The sequence below is a fragment of the Kribbella sp. NPDC058245 genome (genome assembly GCF_042882005.1).
GTDB lineage: Bacteria > Actinomycetota > Actinomycetes > Propionibacteriales > Kribbellaceae > Kribbella.
The window spans coordinates 37103-49225 of sequence record NZ_JBHVWY010000030.1 but is presented as its reverse complement, the minus strand read 5'-3'; the positions used below and the strand labels follow the sequence as shown (position 1 = coordinate 49225).

General features: G+C 66.8%; 7 protein-coding genes. 6 read left to right on the top strand and 1 reads right to left on the bottom strand.

Annotation, left to right across the window (positions count from 1 at the left end; all coding sequences use genetic code 11):
- The first annotated feature begins 116 nt into the window (after positions 1–116).
- From ACFVWG_RS40790 to proS, 6 genes are all read left to right on the top strand, one after another.
- Positions 117–2333 carry an NADP-dependent isocitrate dehydrogenase gene (locus tag ACFVWG_RS40790; RefSeq protein WP_391548902.1) on the top strand — a complete coding sequence of 739 codons (2217 nt, stop codon included), beginning with the start codon at positions 117–119 and terminating at the stop codon, positions 2331–2333.
- 90 nt (positions 2334–2423) lie between these two features.
- Complete coding sequence (locus tag ACFVWG_RS40785) at positions 2424–3737, top strand: MFS transporter (RefSeq protein WP_391548901.1); 1314 nt, start codon at positions 2424–2426, stop codon at positions 3735–3737.
- A gap of 4 nt (positions 3738–3741) precedes the next feature.
- Positions 3742–4395: a response regulator transcription factor gene (locus tag ACFVWG_RS40780; protein ID WP_391548900.1), complete on the top strand. Its 654-nt coding sequence runs from the start codon at positions 3742–3744 to the stop codon at positions 4393–4395.
- The gene (locus ACFVWG_RS40775; RefSeq protein WP_391548899.1) at positions 4392–5753 is read left to right on the top strand and encodes a sensor histidine kinase; all 1362 of its coding nucleotides are present in this window, start codon (positions 4392–4394) and stop codon (positions 5751–5753) included. The genes ACFVWG_RS40780 and ACFVWG_RS40775 overlap by 4 nt, the downstream gene beginning before the upstream one ends.
- Entirely contained in the window at positions 5750–6772 is a 1023-nt protein-coding gene (locus ACFVWG_RS40770; RefSeq protein WP_391548898.1) for a TAXI family TRAP transporter solute-binding subunit, read from the top strand. Before ACFVWG_RS40775 ends, ACFVWG_RS40770 begins: the two co-directional genes overlap by 4 nt.
- Positions 6773–6816: 44 nt before the next feature.
- Entirely contained in the window at positions 6817–8229 is a 1413-nt protein-coding gene (gene proS, locus ACFVWG_RS40765; RefSeq protein WP_391548897.1) for a proline--tRNA ligase, read from the top strand.
- A 266-nt stretch (positions 8230–8495) separates the two neighbouring features.
- Here the strand turns inward: proS and ACFVWG_RS40760 are convergent, their stop codons facing one another.
- Complete coding sequence (locus ACFVWG_RS40760) at positions 8496–12050, bottom strand: discoidin domain-containing protein (RefSeq protein WP_391548896.1); 3555 nt, start codon at positions 12048–12050, stop codon at positions 8496–8498.
- Positions 12051–12123 lie beyond the last annotated feature (73 nt).

Below are 12123 nucleotides of genomic sequence, written 5' to 3'. Positions count from 1 at the left end.
TTGACCTTCGACAAGCCAAGAATCCCGCGCCAGACAGGCACTTCCGTGCGTTACACGCCGAACCCAACCCCACCGACATGAAATCCCGAGGCTAGGGGCCTACTAAGGTGGGGGCTGTGACTGACTCGACGATCATCTACACCCACACCGACGAGGCGCCCGCGCTGGCGACGTACTCGTTCCTTCCCGTGATCCAGGCTTACGCCGGGCAGGCCGGTGTCGGGGTCGAGACCCGCGACATCTCGCTGGCGGGCCGGATCATCGCGCTGTTCGGTGAGTACCTGAAGGAGGACCAGCGGATCGCCGACGCGCTGGCCGAGCTCGGGGAACTGGCCAAGACGCCGGAAGCCAACATCATCAAGCTGCCGAACGTCTCCGCCTCGATCCCGCAGCTGAAGGCCGCCGTCGCCGAGCTACAGGCCCAGGGCTACGCGCTGCCGGACTACCCGGACGAGCCGAAGACCGACGAGGAGCGGGAGATCCAGGCCCGCTACGACAAGGTCAAGGGTTCGGCCGTCAACCCGGTACTGCGCGAGGGCAACTCGGACCGCCGCGCCCCTGCCTCGGTGAAGAACTACGCCAAGACGCACCCGCACCGCATGGGCGCCTGGAGCTCGGACTCCAAGACCAACGTCGCCACCATGGGCGAGAACGACTTCCGCTCCACCGAGAAGTCGGTCGTGATCGAGGCCGACGGCGCGCTGCGGATCGAGCACGTCGCCGCCGACGGCGCGACGACCGTGCTGCGCGAGACCGTTCCGGTGCTCGCTGGTGAGATCGTCGACTCCTCAGTCATGCACGTGGCCGCGCTGCGCGAGTTCCTGACCGCCAAGGTCGCCCAGGCGAAGACGGACGACGTCCTGTTCTCGCTGCACCTGAAGGCCACGATGATGAAGGTCTCCGACCCGATCATCTTCGGTCACGCGGTCCGCGCCTTCTTCCCGAAGACCTTCGCCCAGTACGGCGAGACGCTGGCCAAGGCCGGTCTGAGCCCGAACGACGGTCTCGGCGGCATCTTGAACGGGCTGGCCAAGCTGCCCGAGGGGGACGCGATCAAGGCGTCCTTCGACGCGGAGATCGCCGACGGCCCGAAGCTCGCGATGGTCGACTCGGACAAGGGCATCACCAACCTGCACGTGCCGTCCGACGTGATCGTGGACGCCTCGATGCCGGCCATGATCCGCAGCTCGGGCCACATGTGGGGCCCGGACGGCGCCGAGGCCGACACCCTCGCCGTACTGCCGGACTCCAGCTACGCGGGCATCTACCAGGTCGTCGTCGACGACTGCCGCGAGCACGGCCAGTTCGACCCGGCCACCATGGGCTCGGTGCCGAACGTCGGCCTGATGGCCCAGAAGGCCGAGGAGTACGGCTCGCACGACAAGACCTTCGAGGTCGCCTCCGCGGGCGTCGTCCGCCTGGTCGACGGCGAAGGCGACGTCGTACTGGAGCAGGACGTCGAGGCCGGGGACATCTTCCGCGCCTGCCAGACCAAGGACGACCCGATCCGCGACTGGGTGAAGCTGGCCGTCACCCGCGCCCGGGCGACCGGCGACCCGGCCGTCTTCTGGCTGGACGAGACCCGCGCGCACGACGCGAAGATCATCGACAAGGTCGTCCGCTACCTGACCGAGCACGACACCGAGGGCCTGATCATCAAGATCCTGGCGCCGGTCGAGGCGATCAAGTACTCGCTGGAGCGGATCCGCCGCGGCGAGAACACCATCTCGGTGACCGGCAACGTGCTGCGTGACTACCTGACCGACCTGTTCCCGATCCTCGAGCTGGGCACCAGCGCGAAGATGCTGTCCGTCGTACCGCTGATGGCCGGTGGCGGGCTGTTCGAGACCGGCGCGGGCGGTTCCGCGCCGAAGCACGTGCAGCAGCTGGTCAAGGAGAACTACCTGCGCTGGGACAGCCTGGGCGAGTTCTTCGCGCTGGCCGCGAGCTTCGAGCACCTGGCCCAGGCGACCGGCAACGCCAAGGCGCAGATCCTCGCCGACACCCTCGACCGGGCCACCGCGACCTTCCTGAACGAGGACAAGTCGCCGACCCGTCGCGTCGGCGGGATCGACAACCGCGGCAGCCACTTCTTCCTGTCCCTGTACTGGGCGCAGGAGCTGGCCAAGCAGACCGACGACCCCGAGCTCGCCGCCCTGTTCACCAAGCTGGCCGAGACGCTGGCCACGAACGAGCAGACGATCGTCGACGAGCTGATCGCCGTCCAGGGTTCGCCGGTCGACCTCGGCGGCTACTACCAGCCGGACCCGGCCAAGGCGGCCGCGATCATGCGCCCGTCGAAGACCTGGAACGACGCTCTGCAGAGCATCTAAATTAAGGCCCGTTAAGGATGCCGTGAGTGTGGTTGCCGTCACTTTCCGAAGCCCGGAGAGTGGCGGCAACTTCATGTTCGAGGAGGCATCGTGGATTCACGGCGGGTTGTCAGCAATATCTTCAAAGGATCACTCGGCAATCTGGTCGAGTGGTACGACTGGTACGTCTACACGGCGTTCGCGCTGTACTTCGCCCCGGTGTTCTTTCCCAAGGGCGATGCGACCAGCCAGCTCCTGAACACCGCGGGGGTGTTCGCGGTCGGGTTCCTGATGCGGCCGGTGGGCAGCTTCCTGCTCGGCCGGTACGCCGACCGGCACGGCCGGCGGGCCGCTCTCACGCTCTCGGTCACGCTGATGGCGACGGGCTCACTGGTGATTGCCTGTACGCCGGGTTACGCGACCATCGGGATCGCCGCGCCCGTGCTGCTGGTGACAGCACGGCTGCTGCAGGGTCTGTCCGTCGGTGGTGAGTACGGGACCTCCGCGACGTACATGTCCGAGGTCGCGACCGAGAACAGGCGCGGGTTCTTCTCCAGCTTCCAGTACGTGACGCTGGCATCCGGTCAGCTGGTAGCGCTCGCCGTACAGATCGTGTTGCAGCAGACGCTGTCGAAGGACGACCTGGCGACGTGGGGCTGGCGGATCCCGTTCGTGATCGGGGCTGTTGCGGCGGTGATCGTGTTCTGGCTGCGGCGGTCGATGGACGAGTCGGCGGAGTTCGAGGCACAGCCGAAGAGCCGTCGGTTCCAGCAGGGCTCGCTGCGCGAACTGGCCAAGCACCCGCGCGCGGTGCTCACGGTTGTGGGCCTGACGCTGGGTGGCACGGTCGCGTTCTACACGTTCACGACGTACCTGCAGAAGTTCATGGTGAACACGACCGGCCTGGAGAAGTCGCAGGTCACGTGGATCAACTTCTTTGCCCTGCTGATCTTCGTGCTGCTGCAGCCGGTCGGTGGCCTGCTGTCGGACAAGATCGGGCGGCGGCCGCTGCTGATCTTCTTCGGCATCGGTACAACACTGCTCACCGTGCCGATCCTCACCGCCCTGGAGGATGCGACCCCGGTGACGGCGTTCCTGCTGATGCTGGCCGGACTCGTGATCGTCAGCGGGTACACCTCGATCAACGCGATCGTGAAGGCCGAGCTGTTCCCGACGGCGATCCGCGCGCTCGGGGTCGGCATGCCGTACGGCGTCACCGTGGCGATCTTCGGCGGTACGGCGGAGTACGTCGCGCTGTGGCTCAAGGACGCCGGGCACGAGTCGTCGTTCTACTACTACGTCGCCGGGTGTGCGCTGATCAGCCTGATCGTCTACCTGACCATGACCGAGACGCGCGGCCAGATGAAGGCTCAGCACTCCACGGCCCGTCCGGTGGGCCGACCGCGGACACCGACGGCACAATGACCCAATGCGCACACTCATCGCCGAGGACGACGAAGCACTAGGTCGGTCCCTCCAGGATGTGCTGAGCGCCAACGGTCACCAGGTCACGCTCGTCAGCCGCGGCGAAGACGTCCTGCTTCGGCACGCCGAGGCCCAGGTCATCCTGCTCGATCTGGGCCTGCCGGACATCGACGGTCTGGAGGTCCTGCGCAAGCTCCGCCGGGTCGACGACGTGGTGGTCATCGTGCTCACCGCCCGCGACGACGAACGCTCGGTGGTGCTCGCGCTCCGGCTCGGCGCGGACGACTACCTGACCAAGCCGGTCCGGCTGGCTGAGCTGCTCGCCCGGATCGAGGCCTCGGCTCGCCGGTATCGACGGTCGGCCCCGGACGGTACGACGTACGAGGCGGGCGGGCTGCGGATCGACTTCGGGCTGCGGTCGGTGACGCTCGACGGTTCGGAGATCCACCTGACGCCGATCGAGTTCGACGTCCTCGCCGCGCTGGCTCGCCGGGCCGGTACGGCGGTGAGCCGGGAAGCGATCCAGGACGAGGTGTGGGGCGATGCGTTCGTCACCAAATCGAAGGCGCTGGACGTGCATCTGCATCAGTTACGCGGGAAGCTCGGCCGGCCGGTGATCACCACGATCCGCCGGTTCGGCTATCGACTCGAACCATGAGGGCCCGATTGATGGGCGTCCTTGCGGTCGTCTCGTTCGTCCTGCTCGCGGCGCTGGTGATTCCGTTCCTGGACTCGGTTTCCGACACTCGGACCCAGGGTTTGCAGCTTGCCCGGAATACCACGCTGGCTCGGTTTGCCGGGCTGGCCGGGCAGGCTGCGGCTTCCGGCGACTACAGCGGTGTGCAGCTGGAGGCTTCGCGGCATGAGGAGCTGTACGACGAGGCCGTGCTGATCACCAATGCTTCCGGGCAGGTGATGGTGTCGACGGGTGGGATGTCGATGACGTCGCCTGGAGTGGGTGCGGTCGCGGAGTTGGCCGCTCGGGATCTGCCGCAGTTGACGATCGACACTCTGCGGCCGTGGACTGCTGCGCGGACGCTGATCGCAGCGCCGGTCGGATCGCCGCAAGAGCCAGCGGGTGCGGTGGTTCTGGCGGTGGATGCCGGGTCGGCGATTGGCGACATACGGCGGTCGTGGGCGATCATCTGTGCTGCCGCGGTGGCGGCTCAGTTGTTGTTGCTGTTCATGGCGTCCAAGGCTGCGCGGTGGGTGATCCGGCCGGTGGGTCAGCTGGAGGACGCGGTCGTGGAACTGGGGCGTTCGGGTGGGTGGAATCAGTCGCTGCAGGCGAGTGGACCACCTGAGTTGCGGCGGTTGGCGCGAGCGGTTGAGGTGATGGGGGCAACGGTTCGGCGGTCGATCGACGTACAGCGACAAATGGTTGCCGACTCCTCCCATCAGCTCCGGAACCCGTTGGCTTCCTTGCGATTGCGGGTGGATGCGTTGGATGCTTCGAGCCCTGGGATCACGCATGTGCAGCATGATCTATCGCGGTTGGAGGATGTACTGGCCGGCCTTCTGAAGCTGGCCGCGATCGAGAGCCGCATCATCGACGGCCTCCGTACGCCGACCACCGCAACCTGCTTGGTGGAGGCCGTTCTGCAGGAGGAGGTGGACACCTGGCAACCAACCGCGGACGGCATCACCCTCGAGCTGAACACCGTTGCGGGGCTCGTCGCCGCCGCTGATGAGCACGACCTGGGCCAACTGGTCGGCGTCCTCCTCGACAACGCCATCAAGTACGCCGGCCCCGGCGCCACCGTCGTCGTCTCCTCATCACGGGTCGACGACGGCATCGTCGTACAGGTCTCTGACGACGGTCCCGGCATCCCCGCAGCGGACCTGCCCGTCGCCACCCAACGCTTCTGGCGCGGCGGCGGTACCTCGACCCTAGGCACCGGCCTAGGCCTAGCCATCGCCGAACAAACCGCCGTCGCCATCGGCGGCACCCTCACGCTCTCCCCCACCCACCCCCACGGCCTCACCGCCACCCTCCACCTCCCCGAAGCCCCATGACAACGTCCGAAGGAACGCAGCACGTGGTCGGCGTGTTTTCGGACGCTAGCGCGGGGTTCCTCGCAACGTCCGAAGGATCGGATGACGTGGTCGGCGTGTCTTCGGACGCTAGCGCTGGGGTTAGGCGGCGGACTGCGGTGTTGGGCGCCCTTGCTCTGGCGGTGGCGGGGTGCAGTCGGGGGCCGGCGGTTGAGCGGTTGACGATCGCGGCTGGGGAGACCGGTGGGTTCTATCTGGAGTTCGCGCAGTTGCTGGCGATTCAGTTGCGGTTGGCTGGGGTTGCTCGGGAGGTGGTGGTTCGCGAGACCGGTGGGAGTACGGACAACCTGCGGCTGCTCGCCGCGCGGGAAACCGATCTGGCTCTCAGCCTCGCGGACGCCATCACGTCCGGCCCCGATCTGCGCGCGCTCGGCCGCGTCTACGAGAACTACCTGCAGTGCGTGGTCCGCGCGGACAGCCCGTACAAATCCCTCACCGACCTAGCCGGTACGACGATCTCCGCGGGCGCGCGTGGTTCCGGGGCGGCCGTCACCGCGGCTCGGCTACTCACGGCCGCGGGGGTGAACTGTCGGCAGGACCACCTTCCGCTGGAAAAGGCGGCGACCGCGCTGGCCGATCGTCAGGTCGCCGCGATGTTCTGGTCCGGCGGGGTCCCGACCACGACGCTGGGCAAGCTGAGTCGCCGGGTCCCGATTCGGCTGCTCCCACTCGGCGCCTGGCTCGCCCCACTTCGCCGTACCTATGGATCCGTCTATCAGGACGTGCTCGTCCCGGCTGGGGTCTACCAGGCGCCCACCGCGGTCGCCGTACTGGGCATCCCCAATCTCCTGCTCTGCCGACCGGACCTGCCGACCGCCGTCGCACGCGCGGTCACGAACACATTGGCCCGACAGGCTCGTCTGCTCGTCCCACCTTCCGCCGTCGGAGCGCAGTACCTCAACCTGCAGTCCCTCGTCGTCACCAACCCAATCCCCTTGCATCCCGGGGCGGTTGCGGAGTACCGGCGGCTGTACGGCTAGGAAATGCGTGGCCGCGGTCGGGAGAGATTCCTACACTGGCGAGCATGACAGCGACCCGATCCGTGCTTGCCGCGCAGGCGACGGACTTTCCCCGGTGGTACCAGGATGTGATTGCCAAAGCCGAGCTCGCCGACAACGGGCCGGTGCGGGGCACGATGATCATCCGACCGTATGCCTACGGGATCTGGGAACTGTTGCAGGCGGCAACGGACCGGCGGATCAAGGCGGCCGGTGCGGAGAACGCCTACTTCCCGTTGCTGATCCCCGAGAGCTACCTCCAGCGGGAGGCCGAGCACGTCGAGGGCTTCAGCCCCGAGCTCGCGGTCGTCACGTACGCCGGCGGCAAGCAGCTCGAGGAGCCCGCCGTGATCCGGCCGACCTCGGAGACGATCATCGGCGAGTCGATGGCGAAATGGATCCAGAGCTACCGCGATCTGCCGCTGCTCCTGAACCAATGGGCGAACGTCGTCCGCTGGGAGCTGCGGCCCCGGACCTTCCTGCGGACGACCGAGTTCCTTTGGCAGGAAGGGCATACGGCGCACGCCTCAGCTGATGAGGCGCGAGCTTATGCGACGCGGATCGCCATCGAGGTCTATCGCGACGTCATCACGAACATCCTGGGGATTCCGGTCGTGGTCGGGCGGAAGACGCGGCGGGAGCGGTTCGCGGGTGCGGTGAACACGATCACGCTCGAGGCGATGACGGGTGACGGCAAGGCGCTCCAGATGTGTACGTCGCATGAGCTCGGGCAGAACTTCGCCCGAGCCTTCGACATCGGCTATCTGTCCCGCGAGGGACAGCGTGAGCTGGCGTGGACGACGTCCTGGGGCAGTTCGACCCGGATGCTCGGCGGGCTGATCATGGTGCACGGCGACGACGCCGGACTCCGTCTCCCCCCGATCGCGGCTCCCACGCAGGTCGTCGTACTGGCTGTCAAAGACGAAACCGTCGAGGCGGCTGGTCAGATTGCCGACGACCTGCGGGCGGCCGGCGTACGGGTTCATCTCGACAACCGCACCGACCAGCCCTTCGGCCGCCGGGCGGTCAACTGGGAGCTCAAGGGTGTACCGGTGCGGATCGAGATCGGTCCGCGCGACCTGGCCGCGGGCGTGGCAACCGTCGTACGGCGATTGCGCGCGTCAGCGAAGTCGACCGTGAACCTCGCGGACGTGGTGTCGACTGTCGTCGAGGCGTTGGCGGTCGACCAGACCTGGCTGCACGACGAAGCGGTCGCCCGCCACGCCGCCCGCACGACCGCGGTCACCACCGTCGACGAAGCGGTAGAAGCCGCGGCCACCGGCTGGGCCACCCTCCCGTACGACGCCGTCGGCGAGGAAGGCGAAGACCGCCTGGCCCAGTCCGCCATCACCGTCCGCTGCCTCCAACGCGCCGACGGCACCCTCCCCACCGAAGACAACGAACGCGGATTGACCGCGTTCGTAGCCCGCTCCTACTAACCCCCACCCACCAACTCAGCGGGCAACCCTCCAACTCAGGCGGCAACCCTCCAACTCAGGGGATGCCCATCGCCCCGGAGGGTTGCCCATCGAGATTTCCCTGGGGCAACCCTCCATCTCAGGGGGCAACCCCCTAACTGAAGCGGCAACCCTCCAACTCAGGGGAGGCCCACTCAGTTGGAGGGTTGCCCATGCGAAATCTCAGGGGGCAACCCTCCAGCTCAAGGGATGACCGTCGAGTTGGAGGGTTCGCCCGCCCGGTGGGGTCAGTTGTTGTAGGGGTCGGCGTGGAGCTTTAGGCCGGTGGTGGGGGTGGGGGTTCTGACTACTACTGTGCGGGTCTCGTTGGGGAGGAGCCAGAAGTAGTTGTCGGTGTAGGTGGCGGGGAGGACTCGGTTGCCGGCGCGGTCGCGGAGAGACAGACGGGTGAGGGCTGCTACCGACGTACCGGTGTTGCGGATGGTGGCCGTCAGCTTGCCGCGTACGGCGGTTGTCCGTACGTCGAGTTTCGCCGTCGGCAGGGAATTGAGGCGCTGGACGTCGGTCGGTTTGCGGTAGCGCCAGTAGGTGTTCTCGGAGAGAACCTTGCCTGCGGCATCGGTCAGCTTGAGACGGAGTAGATGCAGCGCCGGCAGATCGGCGCCGAAGGCAACCTTGAATCCTTCCGATTTATTGCTCGCAGCAACGGTGATCGACTGGTTCTGCGTTCCGAGGCGGACTCCGTTCAGGTCGTAGAGCTCGGCGGTCATTGACGCGGTCAACGGCTTGATCGTGTGGTTGAGGACGACCGTGGTCCAGTCGGTCTGGTTCGCTTGGACGTGGATCGCCTCGCAGCCCTTGCGGGCGCCGTAGTAGCTGCCGTTCACGTCGAGGTCGTAGTCGTACGTCTGCCACACGGTCGAATGCCACGCCGGGTGCGACATCCACAGCAACAAAGCCGACGCGTCAGTCCACAGATGTGCGTTCCAGGCCTCGAACATCGCCCGCATGTTCTCGTAGTTCACGAACTGCGCCTTGCGGGTGAATTCCTCCAGCCCGCTCGACGATCCGAGCCGCTCGTCGATCGCGCCGAGATATGTCTCCGGGTGCTGGTTCCCGTGCGTCGACCAGTCGTGGTGGTACCACGGCGTACCGATCGGCCAGCCCGGGTCGTCCTGGCCGACCAGGTTCCGCATGCTCTCGACCACCGGGATCGTCGGCATCCCGATCTCGGTGTGGAAGCCGAAGTTGAAGGTGTCATAGGTGTTCGCGTCGAAGTACTTGACCGGGTCGACCCAGTAGTACGGCCCATGCCCGGACACGAAGCCGGCTGCCGAGTCCGGCAGGTAGAGGATCTCGTCATCCTCCTCACGTACCGCCGCGGCGATCCCGGCGTCGATCGCCGCCGGCGGGTGCTGCTCGTTGGCCCCGCACCAGATCACGATGCACGGATGCGTCCGGTACCGAACGATCGTGTCGCGCGCGATCTCGACGTACCCGGGCAGGTTGTCCGTGAACGGACCCGCCTCCCAGAAGTCGTTCCAGACCAGGATGCCGTTCTCGTCGCACGCCTGGTAGAACTCCTCGCGGGTACTCGAGCCGATCCAGTTCCGGATCATCGTGAAGTTCATGTCGCGGTGCATGCCGATCACCGCACGCATCTTCTCCTCGGGCATCCGGCGCAGCAGTTCGTCCCAGCCCCAGTTGCCACCGCGGCAGAAGATCCGGACGCCGTTCACGCTGATCTTCAGCGGCACCGGCGCGTTGTTGACCTCCTGCACCTTGCGCCACTCGTTGCCGTCATCGGACACCTGGATCTCGAACAGCGACGCGTACGCCGTCTCCCACAGCAGCTCCACCTGATCGAAGGTCTTCGGTGTCCCGAGATCGACCTGAATCCACTCGTTGTCGTTGTACGCCGACGACCAGCGACTCCCGTCGTTGCCATCGATCGCATTCGCCGCCGGGCTCCCGTCATCGGACGAGGCGGTCGCCGTACCGGACCTCGCGAGGTCCACCGATGGGTCCGCGCTGTCCTTGATCGCCAGCGTCCACAGGGAATAACCCCACCCCGTCGCCCGTCGTCGGCCCTGGATCCTGAGGTGGCGCGCGGTCTGCTTCGCGATGGTGACGGTCTGCCGTGCACTGTTGGTCGCCGGGTCGATCTTGATCGGGATCTCGTAGTCGTACGCGAACTCCCGAATACCGAAGGTCGTCTTGCGGCTATCGCTGACAGTGCTGCCGACGGTCGCGGTGACGGTCAATGTGTGTAGCGCGGGATCGCCGTACCCGTTGGGCCACCAGAGCTTGGGGTTGTCGAGGGCAACGGTGTCGAAGGCAACGTTCGCGCTCGCGCCAGCGGCCAGTGTGACCGTCTTGCTCGCCGTATGCCCGTCGAAGGCGGCCTTCACCGTGACTGTGCGCGCAGCCGACGCGGCGTTGCGCACCGGCACGCTGACCGTGACGGTCGCCCGAGACTGGCTGGCAACCTTCGTCACCACCCGCGCATCACCCAGTACGGCGTCGCCCGTGTAGCGGATCCGGACGTGGTTCCAGATCCCGGCCGCGCGGTCGCGGACCGCAGGCATCCAGTCCCAACCAGATGCCGAGAGCAACGTCGGCGAGTCGAGGTACAACGTCGCCGCCTGAACAAACGCTTGTCCCGCATCCCCTTTGTCACCAGCGGATCCGGGGTGCGGCATCGGCGTGATCTTCACCGCGAGCCCGTTCTTCGCCTTCAACGCGGCCGTCACGTCCAGCGCCACGCGAGCAAACGGATGCTTCACCGTACCGACCGAAATCCCGTTCAGCCACACATCCGCCTGGTGGTTGATCCCGTCGAACTCGAGCCACGCCCGCGTCCCCGATCCCGCCGGCCGATCGAACTTCCGGTGGTACCACCACACGTTCCGGCTCAGCGCCTCCGGAATCTCGAGGTTGTTCATCCCCTCGACCGGATCCGGGAAATGCCCTTCCTCCACTAGCGATCCGAGCACGGTCCCCGGTACGACGGCAGGCAGCCAGCCCGACGTATCCATCTGCGCATCAGCCAGTACGGCGCCATCCGTCGTACCGGCGCCATCCGTACCGGCGCCATCCGTACCGGTGCCATCCACACCGGTGAAGGCGTCCATCGTCAGCGTCCAGCCGGATTCGATCGGGAAGGTTCCATCGGCCGCCTTGGTCAACGCCTGCGGGCGGTCCGCGTGCTTACCCCAATCGGTCCAGCCGGTCGCGACCGGGCGCGCGGAGGTCGCCGTACCGTAGACCTGGAAACCGTTGAGGCCAAGGGCGTTCGTGTTCGCCTGACGGCTCGCGGTCAGTCGCACGTACTGCGCAGTGACCGGGCTGTCCAGCGTGACGTCGACAGTGCCACCAGTACTGTCGCTCGCCTGATAGACCGTCCGCCACGAGGAGCCATCGGTCGAGGTGTCGACGCGGAAGTCCAGCGGTGAGCTCGAGAGCAGCTCCTGACCGGTCGTGTTCCCGTACGGGTTGCCGCCGGAGAAATCGAAGGCCGGGTCGCTGGACGTCGCCTCGAAGGTCAGCCGGACCGACTCGACCTTGCACTTCGCCTGCAGGTCCACGACCAGCCACTGCGGATCGGTACCCGCCGCCCGCCAGCCTGATCCCCGCACGCCCGGTACTGCCAGACCGTCGACCGCGAACTCCGGCGGCGTCGCGGCGTACGCGCTCGACGACGCCCGCACCGGCCGGTACTTCGCGAGGTCGGTCGGCGGCGCGGTCGGCTTGGCGGCCTCTGCTCCGGCGACCGGCAGCGTGACACTGGCCAGCAACCCACCGCTCGCGGCCAGGAACGTACGACGGGACAACGGATCCACGGGAGCCTCCAGGGCGGACTGGATAATTCCTAATAAACGAGCCACCCGGGAAGTTACTTCAATGCCTCAAGTA